This window comes from Lysobacter stagni, from assembly GCF_030053425.1.
GTDB lineage: Bacteria > Pseudomonadota > Gammaproteobacteria > Xanthomonadales > Xanthomonadaceae > Lysobacter_J > Lysobacter_J stagni.
Genome location: NZ_JASGBI010000001.1, coordinates 1,519,740 through 1,546,650, shown reverse-complemented (window position 1 = coordinate 1,546,650; position 26,911 = coordinate 1,519,740). Strand labels below are relative to the sequence as shown.

The following is a 26,911-nucleotide window of genomic DNA, read 5'->3' as shown; positions in this document are numbered from 1 at the left end:
GGAGGGGCGGAGGGGCGACGGCATCGCCGCCAAGGTTAACCAGCGCGCCGTGCGTTGACGATTGCTCGCCGACGCCCGGCGTGTGTGGATCATCGAATCCGTGAGCGGTTGCTTATTCGCCCGTGCGGGCGATGGCGAAACGATAGCCACGGCCCCGGACCGTCTCGATCGGCTTGAGCGAGCCATCCGGGTCGAGCTTCTTGCGCAGGCGGCCGATGAAGACCTCCAGCACGTTGGAGTCGCGGTCGAAGTCCTGCTGGTAGATGTGCTCGGTCAGGTCGGCCTTCGAGACCAGCTCGCCGGCATGCATCATCAAATACTCGAGCACCTTGTACTCGTAGCTGGTCAGGTCGACGTTGCTGCCGTTGACGCTGACCGTCTGCGCGGCGAGGTCCAGCACGACCGGGCCGCATTCCAGCGTCGGCTTGCTCCAGCCGGCGGCGCGGCGCACCAGCGCATTGAGGCGCGCCAGCAGCTCTTCGATGTGGAACGGCTTGACCAGATAGTCGTCGGCGCCCTGCTTGAGGCCTTCGACCTTGTCCTGCCAGCTCGAACGCGCGGTGAGGATGAGCACCGGGAACTTCTTGCCTTCGTCGCGCAGGGCCTTGATCAGCTCCATGCCCGACATCTTCGGCAGTCCGAGGTCGATGATGCCCAGGTCGAACGGAACTTCGCGGCCCATGTACAGGCCCTCTTCGCCGTCCTGCGCGGCATCGACCGCGAAGCCTTCGCGCTTCAGGCGGGCCGCGAGGGTTTCGCGCAGCGGAGCTTCGTCTTCGACCAGCAGAATTCGCATGTGGACTCCAATGTCGGTTCGTTCTGTCTATCCCGCTGCCCGGGCGGATTCCCAGAGCGTGGCGGGTCAGTCGTCGTTACGGCGTGTACGGTCGTCCTGCTGCTGATCCCGGCCGCGTGTCTGGGGGTCGTCCATGTAGATGCGGACCCGTCCGCTGGAATCGACCACCTTCACGCGATTGACGTCGCGGCCGTCGTAGGGAACGCGCTCGGCGCTGAGCACCTGGCCGCCCGTGCGGCGCTCCACCCGACGGACCGAGTCCGACAACCCCTGGCGATCGTCACCGCGCTGATGGCCTCGGTCATCGCCCCCCCGCTCATGACCACCACCGCGGCCCTGCTGTGCCCACGCGGTACCCGCGGTCGCCGACAAGGCGGCCAGCAGGACCAGGAACACGGCACGGGAAATCGGCATTTTCATGAGGTTCGGGCAGCGAAGGCACGGCAATATCGCATGACTGTGCGACAAGTGCGCATTCTTGGAACAAGGCGGTGAATCCGGTCTGAACTTTCCCACGGCTGCTGGCCGGTGTTCAGAACCGTCGACGTTGCGTGCGCCCCCACGACTCGTCAGAACACCTCGCCCACGCAGCAGCGAAGCGAGCCACCGCCTGCCTCGATCGCATCGAGCTCGACGCTGCGCACCCGGAAGCCGGCACCGGCCAACAGGTCGCGGCTGTGTTCCGACAAGGCCCGGTCGGCGTACGCGCTCATCCAGACCACGTCGTCGGACAAGGCAATGGCGTTGCCGGCGAACGCCCGGTGCTCGGCGTCCGACAGCACCACGGCGTGGGGTGCGTAGAACGCTGCGATGCCCTCGGCCACCGCCGCATCGGCGAAGCCACCGGGGCAGATCAGCGCTGCGCGACCCGCCAACACCGCCAGCACCACGTTGGCGTGGTATTCCCCGGGCGCCAGATCGAACATCAGCGTGGCGCGCAGACCCAGCGCGTCGTGCATGAGCCGTGCACCCGCTTCATCGCAACGCTCGGACAGCCCGCAAAACCCCAGCCCGCGCGCACGGTCGATGACCAGCGAGCCGGTCAACTCGCATGGATGCGGCTGCGTGGACAGGTCGATCTCGGCGTAATCGAGCACCCCACCGAAGAACGAGCGGATGTCGGCGCGCTCCGCTTCGCGCTGGCGCACGGCGTGACGCATGCGACCGACCACGTACCGCCCGGCCGCCGTGGCGAAGACGTTGTTCGGGAACACGTCGTCGGGTGCTTCCGGATCGCCGGCGAAACAGACGGTAGGAACCACCTCCGACAGCGCGCGATGCAGGTCGCGGTGCTGCGTGCTTGCGCACGCGGCGTCGAAGCGATCGGCCTGCGCCATGTAGCGGTTGTCCGAAGCGGACTGCTCGGCCAGGCGGAATCCGTCGGGAGCGACCAGGAACGCGGCGCGCGCCGTGGCCGGACCGAAATCCGTCGCGAGCCCGCGCGCGAACTCGAAGAACGTGGTCGTCTGCCGCGTTATCACGCCGCGTCCGCCCGTTCGCCGGCAAAGGACTCGGTCACCGCCAGCGCCTGTTCCACCAGTGACCAGTCCGCGCCCGGCTTGTGCGCGCCTTCGCTGAGCACCTGCCGGAACGCGCGCCCGCCGCGCTCGCCGGCGAAAAGACCCAGCAGGTGGCGCGTGATGTGCTTGAGGTACACGCCGGATTCCAGCTGCGATTCGACGTACGGACGCAGCGCACGCAGCAGTTCGCCGCGACTGCGCAGCTCGCCGCCGAACCAGGCCACATCCAGGCGGTGCAGCAGGTAGGGGTCGTGGTAGGCCGCGCGGCCGAGCATCGCGCCATCGGTGTGGGCCAGGTGCGCGGTGGCTTCTTCCTGCGTGGCGATGCCGCCGTTGACGATCACCTGCAACTGCGGGCGTTCGAGCTTGAGCCGGTACGCCCAGTCGTAGCGCAACGGCGGAACCTCGCGGTTCTCCTTCGGCGAGAGCCCCTGCAGCCAGGCATTGCGCGCATGGACCACGAACATGCGACAGCCGGCCTGCGCGACGGTATCGATGAAGGCGACGAAGCGCTCCCACTCGTGATCGTCATCCACGCCCAACCGGCACTTCACCGTCACCGGCACGTCGCAGCGCGCGACCATCGCCGCGACGCTCTCGGCCACCAGCGCCGGCTCGCGCATCAGGCATGCGCCGAAGCGCCCCGCCTGCACGCGGTCCGACGGACATCCGCAGTTGAGGTTGATCTCGTCGAAACCGTGTTCCGCGCCGATGCGCGCGGCCTGCCCGAGCAGTTCCGGTTCGCTTCCGCCCAGCTGCAGCGCGACCGGGTGTTCACCCGGGTCCATCGCCAGCAATCGCGAGCGATCGCCCAGGATCACCGCATTGGCGTGCACCATCTCCGTGTACAAACGCGCATGCGGCGCCAGCAGGCGATGGAAGACACGGCAATGCGTGTCGGTCCAGTCCATCATGGGCGCAACCGATAATCGGATAGCCTGCGGATTCAACGCTTTCTGTTTATCTACAGTCACTTATGCTTCTCGATTGATCCTGCGCGTTCCCGAGATTTCCCGCCACTTCCCGGTCCCGGTGTACCATTCGTGTACCACGTTCACCTGGTACGACATGGCGACCTTTCAACAGCGCGGCGATCGGTGGAGGGCTATTGTCCGCCGAAAAGGCTTTGCGCCCAAATCGAGGACCTTTCCGACGAAGAGCGCTGCCCGAACCTGGGCGGACCGAATCGAACGTGAGCTGGCAGACCAGGAAGCTCGAGGTGTCGCCGAGCATGACGGAGCCACCGTCGCGGAGCTCGTGGATTGGTACAGCACATACGTGGGCCAACTGAAACGAATCAGCCTCACTCAGCGGGGAAACCTGTCGAGGGTTAAGGAGGGACTTGGGGACAAAGTCGCTAGCAAACTCACTGCTGCGGACGTCATCGAGCACACGCGGAGGAGGCGCCAGGGCGAGCACATAAACAAGGGCGGGCACCGCGTGCCAAGCTGCAGTGGCGCCACCATGAATGTCGAGCTCGGCTACCTTTCCGAAATGCTTAAGGTGGCTAAGTCGATGGGCAAGCTCACCCTGCCCCATGACCCCGTAGCTGAAGCCCGTCCGTCTCTCCGCTTGGTAAAACTCGTATCGAAGTCGGTTAAGCGGAACCGGCGTCCGACACTCGACGAGCTCTCGAAGCTAAAGGCACATTTTGCAGCCAGTGCGTGGCGAATGAAGCTACCTATGGCCGACATTATCGATTTCGCCATCGGCACTGCCAAACGCGAAGGTGAAATCACCAGGCTTCTTTGGGAAGATTTGGACGCGCCCACCAGAACGGTCGTACTTAGAGATGCAAAGCATCCACGGGCAAAGGAGGGCAATCATAAGCGCTTCCCTCTGCTCGCCGACATGTGGCCCCTCGTCGATCGCCAGCCTACCAGAGAGCGGCAGAGAATCTTCCCCTTCAAGCCGGATTCGATCGGAACGGCGTTTCGGCGCGCGTGCGTCGCCCTTGGAATAGAAGACCTTCATTTCCACGACCTTCGCCACGAGGCGACGTCCCGACTATTTGAACAGGGTTACAGCATCGAACAGGTCGCAACTGTCACGCTGCACGAAAGCTGGCAAGAGTTGAAGCGCTACACGCAGCTCCGTCCCGAGAGTTTGCATCGGGATTGATCATGCACGTCGGTCTGCAAGCGCTGGGGGGGGGAGCAAAGGGAAATCGCTCAGCCTCGAACTCGGCTGAGCCTGTTCCGGCGAAACGCGATGGTCGTTGGGCGATGCCGTGAGCTCTCTCCAACCGGTGACGGTACCGGCGTGTCTAGATGGGGGAGGCGTGGGACGAGCTCGAGGCACTCGGCATGACCGGTACGCGACACCCGAGAACCCTCATGTCCGCTATCGGCCAGAAGCGGACATTCGCATCCAGCGCCTGCGCCGAACGTCTGCAACTGCGGGGTCGTCATGGTCTCCAAACCTGCGTCCACATCGTCACCCCGGCAGAAGCTCGCACAGCATGCGCCATGACCGCCACCAGCGACGCCAGACCGGTCGTCGGCGCCGGCGCGGCGTCGCGCGTTCTCCGCGCAGCACCGACTCCACGGCGTCGAGCACGCGCGCGGAGGAGCCTGTGTCCCTAGTGGGGTGGATCGCATCTGCGTAGGCCTTCGTCAGCGAATAGCGTTCAGGGAGATCGGCCAGCGCGGAGGCGATCGCGGCATCGATCGCATCGGGTGAGCCGACGTCAAGCATGAAGGCTTGGGGCTGGCGATGGCACACGGAGACCACCGGCTTGCCGAGAAGTGCGAATTCCTCGATCACGGAGGACGTGTCGCACACCAGGATATCGGCGGCGTGGAGCATGTCCGCCAGGCGTTCGGCACAGAGAAAGACGGCGTTCGCGCCCGCCAGGCGCCGGTACTGCTCGACCAGGTCCGGTGGCGACACCGGGTGCAGCGTCAGCAGCCAGTAGCGATCGCCGCGGCGAACCAGTTCCTCGATCACAGGCAGGCAATCGCGCGCGCGACTGAGCGGCTCGTTGAACGTAGAGGCGTACATGACGACTGCGCGACCTGCCGCAGCGCGACGCAGAGCCAGAGCGCGTTCGCCAGCGCCTGCGAACAGTGTGTCGAGTTTTGGCCATCCGGTCTCGACGACTAGGAAATCGCGATGCTCATCCGCGAGCGCCTGCATCGGCTGCGTCGTGACCGGGCCATGGGTGCAGTACAGGTCGAACAGGTCCGAGATCCGGAAGTGCCCGCGCTTCGGGTCGCGCTTGCTCAGGTTGAGGCCGTGAAACAGTTGCACCTGAAGACCGGGCAACCAGGGCGGGATCCGATGCACGGTGGCGAACACCGCAGCCGGCGCGAATGCCTTCAGTGCGCTGCGACTGCGCAGTCGCAGTTCGCCGGGAAGCATGGAAGGGGCCAGCCCATCGCGCATGAGCCACGCAACCTCGTGTCCGCGCGCGATCGCCTGTGCAGCCAGTGGCCGTAGGATCGGGAACGAGTACTGCTCCGAGGCGAGCAGTGCCCAGCGGCGCGGCGAATCATCAGGTCGGCGCATGCGAGCCACGTGCCGTACGCGATCGCGCGGGAGACCAGTCATCGCCCGTCGCGATCACGGAGGCCAGCCGCAACCGGAACGCCCGATCGCGTTCGACGAAGCGGTCTCGCACGGCATCGCCGATGCGTTGGCGCGCCCGTGCATCGAGTGACAGCGCGTGCTGGACACCCGCTTCGATGGTGGCGCGGTCGACCTGGTGGCGAATGCCAAGACCGAGTCGGGTGCCAGCCGTGCATGCGAGCAGCACGCCGCAGTCGTGGGTGACCAGCTCGTTCATCGGTGCGGCGTCCGTGGTGAGCACGACGGCGCCGACGCTCATCGCCTCGGCGATGTAATGCCCGAAGCCCTCGATCTCCGAAGGACACAGGTGGAACCGATGCTCGTTCTGCAGGCGCCGTAGCTCGTCATCGTGCAGGTAGCCCACACGGTGCTCGATGTTCGCGGAGGCAGCCAGAACCCGCGCCTTGCGCGCGCACTGAACCACCGTCAGGCGCGGCCATTCGGGGTGATGCAACCATGCGTCCAGCACCGCGCGCGTCCCCTTCGCGGAGCTGCGCCCGGCGATGTGGAGAAAGGCATCCTTGCGGGGCACATCGCGATCCAGCCGATCCTCACTGGTAAAGCCGGTGTAGATCGCGTGGCATCCCAGCTGCTCGAAGATGGGTACCGCATGCAGCGACTTGCACAGCACGCGTTCAAACCGCGGCAGCAGGTCGACCCAGGCGGGCTGGAACCACTCCGGGTTCGGCATTAGCAGGTTGCTGCGCGCGCAGTCGAGCATGGGGGCGTAGACGCGCTCCAGGGACAGTTGCACATCGATGCGCCCGAACGCGGCGCATTGCGCGCGTGCGTACCATTGTCTAATCCGGTTGGCGGCGCGATTGGCGCCCAGGCCCATGGTGCGCACGTCGTGATGCGGTGCAAGCGCATCGATGACCAGTCGCAGATCGCGACTCAACCCGGCGCCATTGTCGCGCGTGATTACCCGTAACTTCCCCAAGCTGGCGCCCCCTCCCTGGCAGCCATCGCCCATCGCATAAGACGCGCTGGCTTTCCCCGATCCCCATTCTGCGGGAGGCGATGATATTTGCAAGCCACACGGCGAAGAGTCGCTGACAGATGGCGTGATCGAGTTCACGGAACAGCATCGGCCGCATGCCCAACGGGACTTGCGTTGCATTGCGTTTGCGTGCGTCTTGAGGGCCGCGCGTGTTGGTCGCGATGGCATACGGCGGGAACGGCATCGTGTACAGCTCGATCGGAGCGGAGCTCATCCGTGCGTGGACACGGCGCGAAAGGCGTCCGTTGAAGAGCCTGATGAGCTTTCAGAGGGGAGGAGTGGAATAGAAGCGGGCGATGCAGACGTCCGCGGATGGGTGGAATCGGACATTCGGCACCGATTCTGGGCTGGCGATGGATCAAGTCTGCGCCGGCGATGGATCAAGCCAGCGTCCGCACCTTCGGTTCCCGCGCCCATTGTCGTGTGCTGGCGGCCTTGAGGAACCGGGCCGTGTCGTCGACCGACACGACCCCGTCGTCCTTCGCCACTCCCGCGGCCTTCAGCACGGCCTGTGCTCCTGCATCGGCTGCAATGGCCTTGAGGTGACCGAAGGCATCGCGAACGAAATCGACGGCAGGTGCCTCCCTGGCAAGGCGGGCACCTCCCTCGTCCGACAGCACCAGCGCGACCGCGTCGAACACGATCGACGGCGTGCCGGCCAACTGGCCATCGGCGGCGATTCGCCTACCGTCGCTCAATGTCGCCCCCCCAAGCTTCAGCGCCACGACCTTGACCGTCGCCCCCGCACCCTCAACGGCCTTTCGAAGCGCGCGCACGGTACCGGCATGGGACCCGTCGTGGAGCAGTACGCCCACGACGCGCCCTTCGAGCGTGTGCTTCATCTTGCCAATGATCTGCAGAGCAGGTGAAGCTGCCATGTCGGTCGGCATGACGGCGGTTGCAGGGGCGGGCGGCAGCTTCTCCATGCCCAGGCCATCGCCCACGCGCTTAGCGAGGTCAGCATCGACATGGCGCAGGTGCCCGACGATGGCCTCGCGCACGTGCTCCGTTTCTACCTTCGACAGTTCGAACACCAGTGCCGAGGCGATGTGCGCCTGCTCGGGCGCGCTCTGACTGCGGTAGAACAACCGCGGTTGGGTGTAGTGATCGGCGAAGCTCTCGGTGCGGATGCGGCCCTTGCTGCCTTCACCGGGCGGATTAGCGTAACTCCGGAAGCCACGAGTCGTTTCCCGTGGCGAATCCGGCTGCAACGAACTGGGGTCGTAGTTCACGCGGCCATGCGGAATCTGCATCTGCATGTGGCCGTCGCGCTGCAGATTGGCGAACGGACACTTGGGCGCATTGACCGGAATCTGACGGAAGTTCGGCCCACCCAGCCGGATCAGCTGCGTGTCGAGGTACGAGAACAAGCGACCCTGCAGCAACGGGTCGTCGCTGAAGTCAATGCCCGGCACTATGTTGGCGGGGCAATAGGCAACTTGCTCGGTTTCGGCAAAGAAGTTGTCCGGCCAACGATCGAGCACCATGCGACCGATCACCGTCAACGGCACCATTTCCTCCGGAATCAGCTTGGTCGCATCGAGGTGATCGAACGGCAAGGCGTCGGCTTGTTCCTGCGTGAACAGCTGAACGGCCAGGTCCCATTCCGGATAGGCGCCAGACTGGATCGCCTGGAACAGATCGCGCCGATGGAAGTCGGGGTCCCGCCGGCCAGTTTCACTGCCTCGTCCCACAGCGTGGATTGCAGGCCCAGGCGGGGACGCCAGTGGAACTTCACGAACGTGCTGCCGCCCTTATCGTTGAGCAGGCGGAAGCTGTGCACCCCGAAACCTTCGATCATGCGCAGCGAGCGGGGGATCGTGCGGTCGGACATCGCCCACATGATCATGTGCAGCGATTCAGGCGTAAGCGAGATGAAATCCCAAAACGTGTCGTGCGCGCTCGCGGCCTGCGGAAAACCGCGATCTGGCTCCATCTTGACCGAGTGCACGACATCCGGGAATTTCATCGCGTCCTGGATGAAGAACACCGGGATGTTGTTTCCCACCAGGTCCCAGTTTCCTTCCTGCGTATAGAACTTGACGGCGAACCCGCGGACATCGCGCGGCGTGTCGACCGACCCGGCGCCGCCAGCCACCGTGGAGAAACGACAGAAGACCGGTGTCCGCACACCGACTTCCGACAGAACGCGCGCGACGGTAAAGTTCTTCAGCGACTTGGTCAGCTCGAAGTAGCCGTGCGCGGCAGAACCGCGCGCATGCACGATCCGCTCCGGAATGCGCTCGTGGTCGAAGTGGGTAATCTTCTCTCGAAGGATGAAGTCCTCCAGCAAGGTAGGCCCGCTTGGTGTGACGCGCAGCGAATTCTGATTGTCGGAAACGGGAATGCCCTGCTGGGTCGTCAGCGGCGGGTGCATTCCACCGGCTTGCTGGTGCAACTCGCTTCCAGAGCCGCGTGATTCGCTCGAGACCGCCCGCGGCGGCTTCGCCCTGGCTTTGACCGGTAACGTCTTCCTGGTGGCCATCTTTACTCCACGCAATCGAGGGCAGAATTGGTGCTCCGGCGCTGGCAACGGCGCGGGGACAACTCCACGGGAACTGCAGCAAGGCGTTCCATCCGCGCGCGCCGGATTGTTCCGAACGTACGTCGATGGCGGTAATCCATGGTGAAGGTCGAGCATGCGAAACGTTATGGCCAAGCACGCCGAGCGGCCGTAGCTCCGAGCCGCGCATCCGTCTGCTACCTAGGTCGGCCATTCCGCGATTCACGCCCACGCGTTACGTGGATAGCCGCTACGGGCAGTCGACCAGAAGCGGGGGTTCGTAAACCCGCCGTGTGCGAATGGCTCAAACGGGCATGCTCCCAAGCCGCTCGAATACCTACGCGAACCTCCGCCCAAGAGAGCCCGGTGTTTCGTGCGTAGGAGGGCCGTAGTTCAATCGTCTCGGCTTCGGCAAGATCCCAATCCGCGCCATACAGGTCGTGCGCGCTCTCCCCAATCGCTTGAATCAGCGTCAGGTATGCACAGGCTGACGGTTGAACTTCATCATTGCGCCACGGCTCGTACGAACTATTCACTGTTGAGGAACTGCCGAATCGGGCCCGGAGCGTTGGTTCACGTTGACTCGTTGCGGCGGCCGCGCTGCGCCCGGCAGGGGCCGGTTCTGATGTTGATGGCTGATGTGAGCGCAGATCAGGGACACGCGCAGCTTCCTCTCGCCAAACAGCCAGCGAAGTCGTTTCTCTACTTCCGTCAGCCCTGTCAGATCGTGCGGGGCATAAAGTGAATAGGTGAGCTTGTCAGCATAAGAAGGTCCCGGAGCACAACCGACGCTCAAGTTTTCCACCTGACAGGCACTCTCCCAGAGCGATTGCAAGTCCCTTGGTCCGATGCTCTGCCCCGTCCCCAGCGTAAAACGGAACATTGCGATACGTGCCTTCACCCGGTTCTTCATCTCATGCCTCACATCACCGAACCTGGTCGATTGCGCGCGTCGCGCGCAGGATCACAGGTATAACCAGGCGCACGATGTTCAGGCGTAGCGCCTCAAAGGTGGATTTCATGGGATAAGTCCTAGTTGAGTCCGCGGACGATCACGATCAGCCGCCACCACTTTGCATGCGGCTAAGCAGGTTGGTTCTTCTTAGATTCCCAGGAATGGATTAGGCGCAGGGACTTGAGGCAGAGGCAGGTGCGGAGCCGCTCATGCTCGCCTGCGGTGACCATCTCCGTCGCCATCGCTGAACGGAATGGCCGCGGCGGCCGCTTCGGGGGTGCTCTTCCACTTCTCGTAATCGATGTCGAACTGCTCGCGCTCTTCAGCACTGAACATCTTCCTCGCCATCTTGAACATTGTCTTTTCCTCTTCTTTGGCGTGGTGATCGACGAACTCGCCAAAGACTTTCACCCGACCCGCAAACTCCGGCGTATCGATCTCCGACTCGTGAACCTCTGGAATGACGGAATGCTCAACCGCGTGATGTTCGGAGACTGCTTCAGCGTGCGTTACCAAGCCATCGCGATCCGCGCGCTCATTGAATGCGGGATAGAACACCAGCTCCTCCCATTTCGCATGGGGTAGCAGGTTGGCTTCGATGTTCTCCAACAGGTTTCCGCGCTTCTGTGTCGCACGGTCTGTTGTGTCGTTTATCTTCTCGAAAAGCGCGCGCACGGCGTCATGCTCTTCTTTGAGCGTCTTCAGGATGTCACGAGCCATGGCCTCATTCTCGGTTTTGCTGGGGAGCCATCACCATCCCCCATGCACAGTGAGGGCACGGTGACGCATGTTCGCAACGTAGTACCGAGCCACCTCGATGTATTACCCATTTCCACATTGCGAGTGCCCAAGGCGCAACGTGCCTACTCGGCGCTTTGTCGATGCGGCCCGCTCCACCGGCAGGGAGGAAGGTGGGTGGGTGGGGGCTTAACCAGGACGTCGGGCGCGTTCGGACGGAGTTTCAGGATCTCCACGGCAACGTTATGGTGAATGCAGTACATCCATTCAACGAAGTTGCTGCGACGCTTCCGCCATGTGCGAGCGCGATCTGCTTGACGATGAAGAGGCCTAGTCCAAGGCTGTCAGCTTCCGGACGGTCGTCTGCGGTGTCGCGAAGCTGACCAAACGGCATGAACAGTGCAGACATCATGTGACCCGGGAGACTCGGTCCGATGTTCTTGACCACCAGTCGAGCGCCTTCTTCGTCGCCATAAAGCGTAATGCGAATGGGCCCACCGGCGGCACCGTGCTTCGCCGCGTTGATCACCAGATTGGCCAAGGCCTCTCGGATTCTTGATACATCGAACAGGCCGTTCGTCCTGCCAGCGGACTCGTACGAAATCTCATGCTCTTGAAAGAGGGCGCGAAGGAGATCTACTTCATCCCGAAGACCCGGATCTAGATCGACATGGGCGGGAGAGATGCGGATTCCGCCTCCAAGCGAGGCCTTGCTGTAATCCAGCAGGCTGTCGAGAAGCGCCTTCATCCGGGCGGCGCTGCGCTGCAGGCGTTCTACCAGGAGTTTCTCGGGGCGATCGGCAATGATCCTGGACAACACTTCGGCCGTGAGAACGTTCACCGAGAGTGGTCCGCGCAAGTCATGGGCGAGCGTGCCCAGGAACACATCGCGCCAACCCTCGATCTCCGCGGAAAAGTTGGCAATGGATTCCGCAAGAATCTGATCCATCGCCGCGTTGAAGCGCGTCAGGTCATCCAGTGCACGCGAGTCAGGGAGAGTAGCGTCCTTCCATAGCATAGAGACGGACGCGCGCAGGGCGCGTAACTCGGCGACCACTTGCTCAAGGGTGATGCCGCTTTGCGCCCGAAGGCGTGCATAGACCCCAGCGGCCGTGTCCGGCGTGTGCGGAGCAGTTACCGGAGTCTGGGATCTCTCCACGGTGGACTCGCGGCTTTGGACGGTGCGCAAATCCTTCACCACGGCATCCAGCATCTGTGAAAGATGCTCACGCAGGTGGTCCGCGCTCGACCGATTGGCCCCGGAGAGAAACGAAGCCGCGACCAAAGATGAGTGGTCGACAATCGTTCGACGATTCGCCTCGATAAAGTCAGCCAGTCTTTGCTGCATTGGCTCACCCTGGCCAACTTTGGCCATGAATCCTAACGCGCAACCTTGACGTTGGGTCACCCGCCCGATACCTGGCGCCACCTCATTACCTGTTTCGGGGTCAGGCTCCTAGGCTGAACAGTGGCTACAAGTCATATTGGCCTGTCCTCCATGGGGCGGCGGACATTGAAACCTGCTTCAATCCGCTTCCCCGCGAAGCCCTCTAACGGCCACAAGCGGGCACTGGCACACGGTGTGCCCGGATGCCTTGCAACGCTTACATTGTGGGCGATCGAGGCCGTTAGCCGTACCGCGGATCTATGGTCGAAGGCGCTTTCCCGGTCTTCGCGTCGCCCGGAAGGCTCGCGCATGGTCATCTTCAAGAACGTGTTTCGCGCGGCTTTCACCCGCGGCCGCTTCCGGCCAGGCGGACTTCAGGCCTTCGCAAAGACCTCCCTCGAGCAGATCAGTCAAACTTCGAACGAGCTCCTCGTTGGGCGCTCGCTGGTCGAGGGTCCTTGCCTTTCCAGAACAACGGTATTGTTACCAGGATCTCGACGATCCCACCCGTTTCGGCAAATCTAACCATGTCCGCCGCGATCCGGCCCCTCTCGCCGCGCTTGTCAGTGGCTATATCCCCACCGGCGGGCGAGCTGTTGTAGTGGAAACTCCCTACGTTGGACATGGCGGTATTCCGGGATAGTGTTCGTCTGAAGTCGCAGGACATTGGAAGCGATGCGGGCTGCTTTCCTCCTTCGTCACAGGACGCCTATTCCGTTGTAGCGCTGGCGCCACGCGCGCATCGGCCTCGCCCCCAGGCTGCTTTCGATGGAGAAGTGCTTGGCGTCTCGGATATCCGATGCCATCAGGGCTATCAGCGAGGCAGATCGACGGCGTAGCTGCGCATCACCCTGCGTCGCCGCCTTAAGGTCGCAGAGCAGTTCCTCAAGCGTCCGGCTCAGCTCCGGGGATGTTGTCGAGCGAGATCTAACGTAGCGGGAAACGCGCGGGAACAGTCTCGCACTCGTTTTTTCGAACATTAGGTTGGGTGGCATCCCTTCATTCTCGGCCCGCTGCAAGGCGACTTCATCGTCGCAAGCTGGCGCAAGCGCGAAGTCGACACGATAAGGCACGGCGGGGTTAACAAGCTCATCTCGCCTCTTCGGGGAGGCAGCACTCCGGACGGGGAAGCGCAGCACACGCACATGAACCTCATTGCGCGTGAGATAAGGGATAACGAATGCCTGGTCGTAGCTTGCCCAGTACACCTGATCGTCCGCCGTCCACTTTGACCCCGACAGCGCTTCAATGAGCTCTCGCTTTGCAAGTGAGCGGCGCTCTTCCGTGTTGCCACCCCGATACCGGAGTGTCGCAACAAGGGTTTCCGGAGTCTGACGAATCTGGATCGCCGGATCATCGGGAAGGGGAACCTCGCGAGCAGACAAGCAATTGGAGATGAAGAACGCGACCCTCCACCCGTCCAATTCCTCCTGCCTGCTCGATTCGTCGCGCCTACTCAGAGAGACGGGGAACATCTTCGACTCGCCCTCTACCTCAAAGCTTGGCGATGTCATCCCCATCTTCTCGCGGCTCTCATTGCCGCCGCAAACGTAATCAGCCAGCTTCTCATGCGCCAAGGCGACGGCTGCGTCATGACTTCCGTCGGCGGAAACTTGGGCGAGCCATGACGGCGCGTATCGCCTGATCTCAACTTTACCTACGATATCCTCAATGTGGTACGCAGGCTTGGCATCAAATCGGATACCGAAGAATCCGGGGATCGATTTGAGCGTGTCGGTGAATAAGGGGCTGCTGGAAGCATTCATGATGTTTCTCGATTGAGCTGATGCTCTGCTTGAGACGCCGTCGTGGCGACAATCGCCCAGTGATCCAGCAGCTGGTCCTGAGAACGACAGAGGCACCGGTCGTTCTTGTGTGCAGATCGGCCAAGCTCTATACGGTGAAGAGAGCGGAGCGGCAGAGCGGTCGTCCCGACATTGCGTCGTTGTGCCTCTTCAAGCTGCGCCATTCCCGGTGATCTATACGTGAGGCTGTAACGCACCTTAGGTGCTCGAAGACGTCCACTTCTGCTGGTGTCCGGCCCGGCACGATTGGCGTGTCGAACACGGGCACTGCAAATCAGATTGGCGCGTAAACCTGGCCCGATCGGTCGCTGCGACCTTCGACTGGCCGCCTGCTACTCCAGCGTTGGCTGTTCCATGCACTCACCGGTACACGAGATGAACCAAGTCCCGCATCTTCGGTCTGCAACGCCAAATGAGTTCATAGTAGGGAAGCTAACGACCACCCGTCGTCGCAGCCGCGGCCGCGCCCGCCCCTCACGCGTCTGCGACCTTCTTGAGAAGGCTCACCGGTAGGGATGGTCCGCTTATGAAAACCCTGGTCGAAATGTTCCTCTCGATCGCGTACGACGCGTTCAGTTCGCTGAGAGCGCCACGCGCCCTGATATCGCCGCCGCCCATCCGCATGGGATGGCCAGTTCCGGTGTACACGCATCCGATTCGCTACCTGAAGCCTGCACGCCTACGATCTTCTGAGACGCGTCGCAGAACGCTGAGGTAGTGTTGGCGGACACACCGGCTGGAATCGCAGGCCTGCTGGTTTGAACCAAGCCCGCATGCGCCCCGCATGATCTGTTCCTTTCCAGGCGCGTGCCTGCTCGTCTACTCCGGATGAACGCGGCCATCCTGTTCGACGGTGTCATCGTGCTTATGAGTCGAATAGGTGCCACCCACCGGGAGCACAACGATCTTCGGGCAACGGGTGTCGGTCGCAACCATCCGGACTCCGAGATCGCGTAACGGCCACCTGCGGCGCACTGATCGCCGCACCGGGAGCGGCCGCATCCGCGGCCATAGCCCTGGGAGGCTCGCTCCTATACTCGGACTGCCCTGTACTTGGCGGAAACCGAAACCGGCTGAGGGGGCTTACTTGGTAAGATTCCGAGTCCACGAGCATCCCTCCCATCCGCTCCGCGACCGCGAAAGCGTCCTCCGGAGTGCAATACAAGCTGATGCTGTGCAAACGCGGAAACCGGCTTCCGTCAGGGCGATACACATCCACCTCAAACGCCCACCGGCAAGCGCCTTTTGACCTCGCCGCAGCAACCCGGAAGGTACATCCTTTGTAAGCGATGCCCTTTACAGCGCGGCGCCGGTATTCGTACCCGTCGTCCATACGACCACAACCCCGCAGCAGGAGCCGATCTCGATCCTACGCCCCACAAGATGGGGAAGCGAGCAAGCGGACATTGGCACCAGTTCGGCCGCCACCCTGCCCCGCCCGAAGCGGACTTCGCCACTTAGGTTACCTCTTCGAAGTCTCCCGGCTTCCAGCTGCCATCAAACGCCGGGGCATCCGGTCCATAGATGCGAAAATAGACGAACCACCCTTGCCCCGGCGAAGTCTTGATCCAGAGAGCCTCTCCGGCTTCCGGCGCACTCGGGCCAAAGTAGAGATCGACGCTATGGACATCACCGATGTCTCTCAGTTCCTGCAAGGAGCGGAGCGCAGCCTTATGTTGATCCGTGCGGATTTGCGAGCGCGTCGCTGCGTCATAGACGGTCACCGACCAGAACAGCTTGCCAGGCACCGGCAACGGTACCGCGAGCCGGTAGGTTTTACCTCCGTCCAAGTAGCGTCCGCTGCTGTCGCGCAGTCCCAGCCAGTACAGCGAACCGGCCTGCGTATCGCGGCGGAACATGGCCGGCGACGCGCCGATCGCTTGGTAGAACCACTTCTCACGGGCCGTGGTATCCATGAAATAGGCAGTATTGAAATCCCCGTCCTCGAAGCGCAGCGAGGCCCATTCCCATTTCCGATCCGACCAGACGATGCGCTCCGGCCTGCGGTCGGCAAAGCTCTGCGCTCGCATCTGGGCAATGCCTTCCTGCTCCGCACGCGCAAGGATCTTCTTCATCCTCGTATCGGGTTTAAAGGGCTTGTCCTTCTCGATCCCGAGCGCGGCCAGCTCACCGTAGGGGACGTGATAGCCCTCGAACGGCGGCTCGGCGTCGATCACTTCCTTCAGCACCTCCCAGTAGTGGAACTTGTCCTCATACTGGGTAGGCGTTCCATCCTGCTCCCTTTCGGTGATGTCCAACCATTGCGGCTCCTGCCATCTTCGGATCGAGCGGATAGATCTTCACCGTCGACAGCCGCGCCTTTGCGGCAGGCACATCGCCATTCACCGGAAGGGAGCGGATGCCAACGATCTGTCGATTACTACTGGCCCGGTGGATGTAATAGGCAATCGAGGGCAATGCGCCCCGGAAGTTCGGCGACACCAGGACGTGCTTGCCGCCCTTGCCCCCATCGGGACCGGGCAGTCCCATGTCGGCGACCCAACGCTGGTTGATGTCGATGGAACAAACGATAAGCGGACCTGGCGGCAGTTCGATCACCATAGGGCCGATGGCCAAGTCGAGTTGCAAGGGGCCGTAGGGGGTATCGGCGTTGGTGGTGAATACCACCTGTTTCGGATTGGAATCCATGATTCCGAAGACCCGGTTGGTGACGAGGCCGATGCTCTCGTTGCCTTGATGATCGCCGCCCCTGTGACGGTCGGGTAGAAGAACTTGTAGGCCTCAATCGCCCGCGCCAAGTCGGCGGCGTCATAGGCATCGCGGCTGTCGCCTGGGTCGGGAAACCCGGCGGGAGCACCGCTTTCCAAGGTGTCAGACTTCCCGCTCATGGCTTCGCCCCGTGCTGAGTTGCCAGCATCATGGGCGGCTCGCGTTTGGCGGGCGTGAACGTCCGCCTTGGGTCGAAAGCGGACATTAGATACCGACGATCAGGTCCGCAACTATCAACCGGTCAGCGGGAGCCGGTCATCCGGGCTCCAAGGTCGCCATACCCTCTCACCTGTGGCGCGCTGATCGCTGCACCGGGCGAAGAAACGGCGGCATTCGCGGCCATAGCCGTAGGGGCTCGCCCCCTACACCCCTGCCCTGACCTCATGCTCCAACAATCGGCGACGCTGGGTCACTTCGTCCAGGCGCCGCCGGTCGCCCTGCACTTCATCAAGGAACGGCTCGTACTGGCCGTCCTTGGCGATCATCCGGCAGCGGTTGGGCTCGATCACGTGGCCGGTGTCCTGCTCCGACAGGCACGTGCAGCCCGTCTTACAGTCGTGGCCGGAGGCCATGCAGGAGGAGGCCCGGTTGCCCGGGCCTCCTCCCATCACGGCTTACTGCTCCAGGTGGCGCAACCGTGCGCTGTCATTCCGATGGCTCTGGTGCCAGCCGCCAGCCCAGAAGTTGCGCTCGAAGCGCCCCTCTGAACCGTCTGCGGAAGACGCTCCATCCGAGGCGCTGCCGAAGCTGCTCATCGCCTCCACCAGCGACTGCAGCTCGCGGTTCGGCAAGACCGGAGCGTTCGCCGCGGAGTGCGCCGTGGCACGGTCACCCGATTCGTCCATCGTGTCCTGCCAATCCAGGTTCGACGGTGTGGACGACGACACGGGTGCATCCATCGACTCCACCGCGGCGGTGCCGGTGCGCGCCAATGGCATCTCGGACGCCAATTCCGCCATCGGAGCGGACGACAACGGCGCCAGCAGTCCGCCGAACTGCGAGGCCGGAATCGCATTGCCGCCGGTCGGCTGCACATACGCGATGGCGTATTCGCCGCCGAGGAAGTGCTTGAGCACGCGCACCTGCTTGGCGGCGTCGGCATCGACACGCACGATCAGATCGTCGCCGTCGCGGTGGAACGTGATGCGGTTGCGGGCGACGCTGAAGGCGCTGCTGTTGAAATGCAGCCAGTCGGTTCCGCCACCTGTGTTGTCGACCGTGTCCGCGCCGCCGCCGTAGATGTACTTGTCGTTGCCGGCGCCACCGAACATCTGATCGTTGCCGTCTTCGCCCACCAGCTGGTCCGCACCGGCGCCGCCGATCAGGATGTCGTTGCCCGATCCGTTGTGCGAACCGTTGCCGCCCGACAGGTAATCGTCGCCATCGCCGCCGTCGAGCTTGTCGTCGCCGTTGAAGCCGAACACCGTGTCGTTTCCACCCAGGCCCTTGATCAGATCCCGGTCGTTCGTTCCGAGCAACTGCTCACCGGCCGCGGTGCCAGTGACGACCGACGGATAATCGCCATCATTCCCACCACCCGGCGGGTTGCCGCCACCGCCGACGAGGGCGTTGATCGCGGCCGTGTCGAGCATCGCGCCGCTGGCCGGCTGGACGAAGTCGATGGCCGAATCGCCACCCAGGAAGTGATTGGTCACCGTCACCGTGCTGCTGGTGCTGCCGCCCACGGTGATGACCAGGTCATCGCCGCTGCGCGCGAAGGCCAGTTGCGCGGCAGTGATGCCACCGTTGAAGAACACGCCGTCGTAGCCGCCACCGGTGTTGTCGATGACGTCCTGGCCGCCACCGTAGACGTAGTCGTCGTCACCCGCGCCGCCGAGCAGCGTGTCGTTGCCGTCTTCGCCGGCGAGCGTGTCGTTGCCGATGCCGCCTTCGAGGCGGTCGTCCGCGGAGCCCGAACCACCCCCGTTGCCGCCGGAGAGGTAATCGTCGCCATCCCCGCCCTCCAGCGTGTCGTTCCCGCCCATGCCGAACAACTGGTCGGCTCCGGCCAGGCCCTTGATCAGGTCCTTGCCGCTGCCGCCGACGAGCTGCTCGCCCGCGGCTGTGCCTTCGATCACCTGGTCGAAGCCGGTGCCACCGCCGGCAACGATCTGGTTGATCTCGGCCGTGGTCAGATAGAAGCCGCCGTCCGGCTGCACGTAGTCGATGGCCGCATCACCGCCGAGGAAATGGTTGGTGACGCGCACGGCGGGCGTGGCGGCGTTGTCGACGCTGATCAGCAGGTCGTTGCCGTCGCGCGCGAACGACAGGCGCTCGCGGGTGATGCCATCCGTGAAGAACACACCATCGAACCCACCGCCGGTGTTGTCCACGGCATCGGTGCCCGAGTTAGCGTTGACCACGTACTTGTCGTCGCCAGCGCCACCCACGAGCGTGTCGTTACCGCCGCCGGCGACGATGGTGTCCGAACCGCCCAGGCCCGCGATGACGTTGGCTGCATCGTTGCCCGCGAGGTAGTTGTCGAGGGCGTTGCCCGTGCCGCCGATGGCGTCGCTGCCCATCAGGAACAGGTTCTCGATGTTCGCCGAGAGTGCGTAGGTCGCGGTGGTCTGTACCTGGTCGGTGCCGGCACCCGCCGCTTCCACGACAACATCGGCAGCATCGTCGGTCACATACACATCGTTTCCGGCGCCACCTTCGAGGTGATCGACGCCTTCGCCGCCATCGAGGTAATCGCCGCCGTTTCCGCCCTGCAGCACGTCGCTGCCCGTGCCACCGAACAGCGAATCGTCGCCGTCCAGACCGTGCAGCACGTCATCGCCATCCCAGCCGCCCAGCGCGTTGGCGCCGGAATTACCGGTGATCGTGTTGTCGAGCTCGTTGCCGTTGCCGGTCCGGATACCTTCGGCCAGGATCAGGTTCTCGACGTTGTCGGACAGCACCAGGTTCGTCTCATAGCGCCGTTCGACCGTATCGGTGCCCTCCCCTTCGTCCTCGAAGATCCAGTCCTGGCTGGTGTCGTTGATGAAGTAGTCGTTGCCGGCGCCGCCATGCATGTCGTCGCCGCCAAGACCACCATCGAGGCGGTTGTTGCCGGCGTTGCCGACCAGCACGTTGTCGCCATCGTTGCCGGTGCCGTTGAGGTTGGCCTCGCCGGTGAGCACGAGATTCTCGAGTGTGGCGCCCAGCGTGTAGTCGATGCTGGACTCCACCGTGTCATTGCCTTCGTCCTCCACTTCGACGACCTCGTCGCCGACGTTATCCACGACGTAGGTGTCATCCCCGCCTCCGCCCGCCAAGCGATCGGCACCGGCCGCGCCATCCAGGCGGTTGGAGGACGAGTTGCCCGTGATCACGTTGTCGCCGTCGTTACCGGTGCCGTTGTACGCGGCGCTGCCTTCGACGAGTACCAGGGTTTCGAGGTTCGCCGAAAGGACGTAGTCGTACGCCGTAGAGTCGACGACATCGAGGCCTTCGCCCGCCAGTTCGACGATGAGGTCGCCCGCCTCGTCGACCCGATAGCTGTCGTTGCCCGTGCCACCGGCCATGTGGTCGATGCCGGCGCCGCCGTCGAGCAGGTCGATGCCGGCGCCACCCTCCAGCGTGTCGTCGCCGTCGTTGCCTTCGAGCACGTCGTCGCCTGCAAGCCCCAGCAGATGGTTGGCGCCGAAGTTGCCGACCAGCTCATTCCCCGCATCGTTGCCCGTGGCATCGATACTGGCAGCGCCGGTAAGCACCAGCTGCTCAACGCCGTCCGTCAGCGCGTAGCTGACGCTGCTGCGAATGATGTCAGTGCCCGACCCGCTCGCCTCGGTCACAATGTCGCCGACGTCGTCGACCAGGTAAAGGTCGTCGCCTGCGCCGCCCTGCATCTGGTCGGCGCCCACGCCGCCGTCCAGGACGTCGTTACCTTCGCCACCGTTGAGCAGGTCGTTCCCGTCCTGGCCGTTCAGGACGTCGTTGCCGTCGCCACCATCCAGCGTGTCTGCGCCGCCGCCGCCCCGCAGAGTGTCGTGTCCCGCTTGTCCTTCGATCACGTTGTCCAGCGTGTTGCCGTAGATGATGTCGTCGAGCCCCGTGCCCGCCATGGAGGCCGCGTCGAGATCGACCGGATCCAGAAGCCATCCCTGGCCATTGCCCATGTCGAAGCGAAGCCCGTGCCTGGCCAGCTCGGAGATCGGGTCGAAGAAGTTCGCGAGCAGGATGCGGTCGCCCATGGAGTTCAGGAAATGCACGGCGAGCGCTGTACCTTCGCGACGGAAGAAGACCTCGTTCAACGGCAGTCCGTACAGGTAAATCGTGCTCAGGCCCTGACTGTCGCTGATGGTGTCGCGACCATCGCCCGCTGCGAAGTGATAGAAGTCGTCGCCGTCGCCACCCTCGAGGACGTCGTCGCCCAGGCGACCCTTGAGGTGATCGATGCCGGCGCCGCCGCGCAGGGTGTCGTTGCCTGCCCCGGCATCGAGGACGTCGTTCCCGTCCTCGCCATTCAGTACATCGTTGCCGGCGCCCCCCATGGCGGTGTCGTCTCCAGCGCCGCCGTGGATGGTGTCGTCGCCGTCCTGCCCCTGCAGCGTGTCGTTACCACCGTTTCCGAACAGCGTATCGTTGCCCTCACCGCCTGCAAGATCGTCGGCGCTTTCATAGCCGCGCAGCGTATCGGCTCCGGAGGTCGATGCCAGCACGAGTGCCTTGACCGTATCCACGCCCCAAACCGTGCCATCGGCGAAACGGATCTGGTCGAGCCGGTAAGCGCCCGCTGCGTCGCCGGCGAAGTACTGATTGACCGTGACCTGGTCAGAGTTGCCGGCGAACGTCATGACCAGGTGGTCGCCACTCCGGCGCGCGGTAACCTGTGCCGGATCGATGCCGGCGCCGAGCACCAGCGCGTCGATGCGGCCGTCGCTGCTGTCGTAGTTGTCGATCGTGTCCTGACCGTCGCCGACCGCGAACTGATAGAGATCCGAACCCACCCCACCCTGCAGCATGTCATTGTCGAGTCCACCCACCAGCACATCGTCACCGGCGCCGCCACCAATCCAGTCACCTCCGATTCCGCCCTGCAGCGTGTCGCGCCCGGCACCGCCGTCGAGGCTGTCGTTGCCATTGCCACCGACCAGGGAGTCGTCGCCGCCTGCACCCTGCAACGAGTCGTTTCCTTCGCCGCCGTCCAGCTGATCGTCGCCGTCTCCACCACGGAGGCTGTCGGTACCGGAAGCACCGACAAGTTCATCGTTGCCAGCGCCACCGTCGAGCGTGTCGTTGCCGTCGCCGCCGTCCAGGGTGTCGTCACCCTCATTGCCGGACAGGCGGTCATCCCCCGCGAGGCCGGACAGCACATCGCCTGAGGCGTATCCGTTGATCACGTCGTCGCCGGCAGTCGCCTGCAGCACCATCACCTTGATCGCCGCAATGCTCCATACCGTCCCGTCATGGAAGGCAATCTCATCGATCGCCGTGCCGTTGGCGGCTTCACCACTGAAGTAGTTGGTCATGCGAACGCTGTCGTTGGCGGTTACCTGCACCAGCAGGTCGTTGCCCACGCGCTTCACGACGACCATCGTCGGATCGATGCCCGCACCGAAGACCAGGCGGTCCACCTTTGCACCTGCTGTTTCGGCGGCATTGCTGATCACGTCGTTGCCGTGTCCATTGCCGAACAGATAGGTGTCGCTGCCGCGACCGCCTACCAGTGAGTCATTGCCGCTTCCGCCAGAAAGCGTATCGGCGCCGTCGTCGCCCATCACCTCGTCGTCGCCGGCGCCGCCGGACAGCTGGTCGTCACCTGCAAGACCGTGAAGGTTGTCGTTGCCTGCGAGGGCGTCGATGGTGTCGCCAGCCGAGCTGCCGAACACCAGGTCGTTGCCGGTCGTGATTGCCGCTGCCGTAAGGATTGCCTGGATCTGCGCCTGGTTCAGGCTGCTCCCATCCGCGAAGCGGATGAGCTCGATCGCGCCGAAATCCACGGAACCGTCGAAGTCGAAGAAGTTGTCGACGCGTAGCGATCCGGCGTTGCTGCCATCGGCATTCCTGACGTGGATCCAGACCGTCGTCGCGTTCCGCGTGAACGTGAGATCGGCCTGAGTGATACCCAGGCCCAGCACGATCTGATCCAGTCCGCCGCGATCCAGGATCGTGTCGTTGCCTTGGCCTCGCGAGAAGTGATAGCTGTCGCCCGTACCGGTTCCGTACAGACGATCATCACCGGCCAGGCCATAGAAGATGCTGCCTGCGTTCGTTCCGTACAGCGTATCGTTGCCCGACGTTCCGATCCGGGTGGTGAAATCGAAGAACGGCGCAAGGTCTGGGTTGGATGCAGCAATCGCCTGGAACGCGGCATCACGCTTGGCGCGATAGCCCGACGAGTACATGCCCAGGTCCGTCAGCACCGATACGATTCCGGCGATCCGGTCCATCTGGCCGCCGGCGTACAGGGCGTTGAGCCGCCCCTGCACCGCGTCCCAGTCGACCGTTGTGCCCTGGGAATCGGAGCCGAAGGCCGACTGGATGATGTCCAGTTCCTCGGCGTACTCGGTCTGCGCCGCCAGTTGCGCCGCGGTGAAGCGCTTGAACTCCAGGTACTCCGCGATGAGCAGCGGCGCTGCCTGGCCGTGGGGATTCGGGTCGAACTCACCCCAGCACCACACGCCCACGTAACCATGTCCTACCAGGTTCTCCAGCGTCACCAGCTGGCGCGCATCCATCACGTGTCCGTACACGCGCCTTGGGTCGCGGCTGTACGGATCCACGCCATCGGCTCCGGTCCAGCGGTAGATCATGTCGTCGAGCAACTGGTCGCGCACAGTGGAATCCGTGGCAGTCAGGTACTGCTCGAGCAGCGTTCTCAGCTGGGCATCGAGCACCATCGCCTGGCGCAAGTCATGGACTTTGCCGAAGCCCTTTGCGTTGGGGAGGAACAGCACATCTGCGGTCAGTTCGATGTCGCCGCTGTTGACGCGATCGCCAGCGTCCACCCTGAACCATACGTCCGCTGCAGTGGATGCCGTGCCGTTGCTCAGGACGACCGTGGCGACCTGGCGGTGCTGATGACCATTGGCGTCAACGTGCGTGGAATCTGCATAGCCGGTGCTGATGGACGCCACGCCGGCTTCGGCCAGGCTTTGCAGTTCGCCAGCATCGCTGATGCCATTACCGTTTAGGTCGCGCCAGACCTTCAGCGAGGCGTAGGAAGAATCCTGCGCATTGACCAGGCCGTCGCCATTGTCGTCGAACTCGGCCAGCGCCTGGAAGCCGTTGTCGGCTCGCTCGCCGTTGCTGAGCACGCTGTGGCTGCCGAACAGCTCGCTGCCATTGTTGATGTGTCCATCGCCGTTGCGGTCGTAAGCCAGCAGGCCGTCGTCGGATTTCACCCAGCCGGTCGACTCGCTAAGCCCGTCGCCGTCATGGTCGAAGTGACTTGCCCCAAGCGCCAGCGTCTCGATGCCGTCGCCGTCCAGGTCGATGACGATGGGCGAGGTGCGCGTGGACGCCTCGTCCGTGTCTGGCGACTCGTCATCCTCCTCGTCGTCATCATCGTCGTCCTTCAGGACGATCTGCAGGCTGCTCTTGTCCTTGTCGTAGTTCTCGATGGTCAAACCGCCATTGATAATCAGCGTCGTTCCGTTGAGCACGTAGGTGTCGCCACCACCGTAGTACGTATTCTCTGGATCGCCTTCCTTGCGGCTTCCACCCGTCAGCTGCTTGTTGCCCCGAAAAACGGAACCCTTGCCGTCCGAATCGATGATGGTGTCCAGGTTGTCGATGTTGTATGTATCGAAACCACCACCGCCGCGCAGCGTGTCGGTGCCGTCGCCGGCGTTGAGGTAGTCCTTTCCTCCCGACCCGTACAGCGTGTCGTTGCCCCACCCACCGTAGAGGCGGTTCTCGCTCGTGTCCTGGTCTTCGGCGTCGGCACCTGCGTACAGGATGTCGTCGTCGCCGCCGCCGTATATGACGTCCTTTCCTGCGCCTCCCCAGATCAGGTCGTCGCCATCCAGCCCGAAGATGAAGTCATTTCCACCCTCCACCGCAATGATGTCCGCCCCCTCCCCGCCCAGCACCAGATCGGCCTTGTTGTCCGAACCGCTGATGACCTGCAGGCCGCCTTCGCCCGACTGTAGGATGACGCGTTGGACCTGTCCGATGTCCTCGGAGATGTTGTCCTGATCGGACAACCATTGCTTCACGTTGGCCAGGAGCATGTCCTGGCCGAGCCGGTCGGAACCGGAGATCTTCGTCAGGTCGAGTCTGATGCCACCACCGACTGAATCCACGAAGGAAGTCGCGGTGCCTCCACCCTGGAAATAGTGGTACTCCGCCAGCGTCGCCAGGACGCCGCGATTAATGTCCTTCTCGAATGCAGTGCCGTCTGTGCCGATCTTCAGCAGATCCTGCCCCAGCACATCCAGACTCCCGCTGCCCAGCAGATGCCGGTTATGCATCCGCGCCATGAAGTCAGCCTTGTTCGAGCGCGTGTCCGCCCCGTACAGATCGCCGTCGCTGAAGACATCGAACGCACGGTTCTGAGCGATCAGCCCGTCGTTGAATGCATCGGACCGCATCACCGAGCTCAACAGATCCATCGAATGCAGGCTGATTGCCAGGGAGCCGGGAATGGCTTCCAGTACCGATGGCGTTCCGACCTCATACTCCCGTGCTGATCCATAGATCGCCGGCATGGCCAGACGGAGGTACTCCAGCACCTCACCGTCCACGCTGTAACTGGTGACGTTCGACTCCCGACGCCAGAAATGCGCACCCCAGGTAGACGTGTACTCGTCAAGTGCCGGGTTCCTGTACCCGCTTGAGTGCGGGTAGCCATCGATCAGTTCGAGAAAGTTCTCGTCTCGCGCGCTCAACTCGAATGGAGCAGGATCGAAGACAGTGGCCTGCAGATCGAAGAAGACCGCCATCACGGAGGCGAGCCCTCCGCCAAGCGAATGTCCAGTGAAACTGATGGTTGCCCCGGGGTTCTGGGCCATGATGTTGAGAACGAAGTCGATCGCCTCAGTGATCTGCGGCGCCCCCAATCCCATCGCCCCGGGAACGTTCGAAGACCAGTCGATCGCCTGGTTCGTGCCCGCGAAGGAAATGACGATCTCGGATCCTCTCTGGTAGCCGCTCGCCGAGAAGCCCCAGCCGTCGTCTTCCTGTCGCGCAATCTGGCCCCATCCGCCCGTTAGCGGCGTCCGGTTCTCGGGCGTGCGGTTGTAGACCTGCGTCGCCAGCTGCGCGTACTCGAATTCGTTTGCCATGGATCAGTCCCCTAAGTCCGTTTTATGAGTGATCGCAGTAGTTCTCTTCCGCTTGGCCCCATTTGCGCAGGATGCGCTGGAACCGCTGCACGGCGCTGCGTTCGCGCCGTTCCTTCTCCTCAACGGTGATCAATTCCGGTTCACCCTCGGAACGGGGCCCCGTCAGCAGGTTCGTCTTGCGATCGATGAATCGTTCCTCCAGGGGCACGCGGGCCCACGTGGATCCATTCGTCGACCTGTACTGAATGTATGGCGGGATTGGCCTGCCGAGGTCGTACCAGGCCTGGCAGTAATAGAAGGTCGCCAACAGGGACCACGAATCGGTGTCCTGCTGGTAATCCAGGAGCACCGGGACGTAGGCGTCGCGCCATGGCGGCGGCGGCTTTACGCTTTCAGGTGCCCGCACAACCGTCAGGGACATCTCCGTCTGGTCCCAGCCCTTAGGCCCACCGAGCTCCGAGAACTGCTTTCCCTGGGCCGTGCGTTCGACAAGCAGCATGCGCCCGTCATCGAGCCGGACGTCCTCGGACCATTCGATGTTCACGTTGCCGCAGCCCGACAGCAGCAACGCGCCCGTCCATGCCGCCATCTGAAACACCCGCCAACGGCTTCGCGTGCGGCGTCTCGCCATCCCTTCCTCGTGCATGCCCATTCGCCGTGCCATTCGCCACCTGCCCCTGTGTCGACGCCAT

The 26,911-nt window shown here is 63.3% G+C and carries 16 protein-coding genes and 1 pseudogene; 1 reads left to right on the top strand and 16 read right to left on the bottom strand.

Annotation, left to right across the window (positions count from 1 at the left end):
- Window positions 1-112 precede the first annotated feature (112 nt).
- From QLQ15_RS06970 to dusA, 4 genes are all read right to left on the bottom strand, one after another.
- Window positions 113-796 (bottom strand): response regulator transcription factor, encoded by a 684-nt coding sequence (locus QLQ15_RS06970; RefSeq protein ID WP_283212106.1) that lies wholly within the window; start codon window positions 794-796, stop codon window positions 113-115.
- Between the two features lie 66 nt (window positions 797-862).
- Window positions 863-1,210, bottom strand: coding sequence for a hypothetical protein (locus tag QLQ15_RS06965; RefSeq protein WP_283212105.1), 348 nt, complete (start codon window positions 1,208-1,210; stop codon window positions 863-865).
- Window positions 1,211-1,365: 155 nt separating this feature from the next.
- On the bottom strand, window positions 1,366-2,277 hold the full coding sequence (locus QLQ15_RS06960; protein ID WP_283212104.1) for an arginine deiminase-related protein: 912 nt from the start codon (window positions 2,275-2,277) through the stop codon (window positions 1,366-1,368).
- Window positions 2,274-3,230: a tRNA dihydrouridine(20/20a) synthase DusA gene (dusA, locus tag QLQ15_RS06955; protein WP_283212103.1), complete on the bottom strand. Its 957-nt coding sequence runs from the start codon at window positions 3,228-3,230 to the stop codon at window positions 2,274-2,276. The genes QLQ15_RS06960 and dusA overlap by 4 nt, the downstream gene beginning before the upstream one ends.
- Between dusA and QLQ15_RS06950 the strand changes: the two genes are divergently transcribed.
- Complete coding sequence (locus QLQ15_RS06950; protein WP_283212102.1) at window positions 3,229-4,437, top strand: site-specific integrase; 1,209 nt, start codon at window positions 3,229-3,231, stop codon at window positions 4,435-4,437. The genes dusA and QLQ15_RS06950 overlap by 2 nt on opposite strands.
- 315 nt (window positions 4,438-4,752) lie before the next feature.
- Here QLQ15_RS06950 and QLQ15_RS06945 read toward each other — a convergent pair whose 3' ends face one another.
- From QLQ15_RS06945 to QLQ15_RS06885, 12 genes and pseudogenes are all read right to left on the bottom strand, one after another.
- On the bottom strand, window positions 4,753-5,826 hold the full coding sequence (locus QLQ15_RS06945; protein ID WP_283213953.1) for a CDP-glycerol glycerophosphotransferase family protein: 1,074 nt from the start codon (window positions 5,824-5,826) through the stop codon (window positions 4,753-4,755).
- On the bottom strand, window positions 5,813-6,964 hold the full coding sequence (locus tag QLQ15_RS06940; RefSeq protein ID WP_283212101.1) for a glycosyltransferase: 1,152 nt from the start codon (window positions 6,962-6,964) through the stop codon (window positions 5,813-5,815). Before QLQ15_RS06940 ends, QLQ15_RS06945 begins: the two co-directional genes overlap by 14 nt.
- Window positions 6,965-7,266: 302 nt before the next feature.
- A pseudogene (locus QLQ15_RS06930) lies at window positions 7,267-9,371 on the bottom strand (catalase).
- A 550-nt stretch (window positions 9,372-9,921) separates the two neighbouring features.
- Entirely contained in the window at window positions 9,922-10,302 is a 381-nt protein-coding gene (locus QLQ15_RS06925) for a hypothetical protein (protein ID WP_283212100.1), read from the bottom strand.
- A 249-nt stretch (window positions 10,303-10,551) separates the two neighbouring features.
- Entirely contained in the window at window positions 10,552-11,064 is a 513-nt protein-coding gene (locus QLQ15_RS06920; RefSeq protein ID WP_283212099.1) for a hemerythrin domain-containing protein, read from the bottom strand.
- 241 nt (window positions 11,065-11,305) lie between these two features.
- A complete protein-coding gene (locus tag QLQ15_RS06915; protein ID WP_283212098.1) occupies window positions 11,306-12,457 on the bottom strand; it encodes a sensor histidine kinase in 1,152 nt (383 codons plus the stop codon).
- 710 nt (window positions 12,458-13,167) lie between these two features.
- Window positions 13,168-14,235: an SOUL family heme-binding protein gene (locus QLQ15_RS06910; RefSeq protein WP_283212097.1), complete on the bottom strand. Its 1,068-nt coding sequence runs from the start codon at window positions 14,233-14,235 to the stop codon at window positions 13,168-13,170.
- Between the two features lie 1,496 nt (window positions 14,236-15,731).
- Window positions 15,732-16,532: a DUF1214 domain-containing protein gene (locus tag QLQ15_RS06905; protein ID WP_283212096.1), complete on the bottom strand. Its 801-nt coding sequence runs from the start codon at window positions 16,530-16,532 to the stop codon at window positions 15,732-15,734.
- The gene (locus QLQ15_RS06900; protein WP_283212095.1) at window positions 16,486-16,923 is read right to left on the bottom strand and encodes a DUF1254 domain-containing protein; all 438 of its coding nucleotides are present in this window, start codon (window positions 16,921-16,923) and stop codon (window positions 16,486-16,488) included. The genes QLQ15_RS06905 and QLQ15_RS06900 overlap by 47 nt, the downstream gene beginning before the upstream one ends.
- A gap of 443 nt (window positions 16,924-17,366) precedes the next feature.
- The gene (locus QLQ15_RS06895; RefSeq protein ID WP_283212094.1) at window positions 17,367-17,513 is read right to left on the bottom strand and encodes a hypothetical protein; all 147 of its coding nucleotides are present in this window, start codon (window positions 17,511-17,513) and stop codon (window positions 17,367-17,369) included.
- Window positions 17,514-17,618: 105 nt separating this feature from the next.
- A complete protein-coding gene (locus QLQ15_RS06890) occupies window positions 17,619-26,219 on the bottom strand; it encodes an SPM autocatalytic domain-containing protein (protein WP_283212093.1) in 8,601 nt (2,866 codons plus the stop codon).
- Window positions 26,220-26,241: 22 nt separating this feature from the next.
- Entirely contained in the window at window positions 26,242-26,871 is a 630-nt protein-coding gene (locus QLQ15_RS06885) for a hypothetical protein (RefSeq protein WP_283212092.1), read from the bottom strand.
- Window positions 26,872-26,911: the final 40 nt, after the last annotated feature.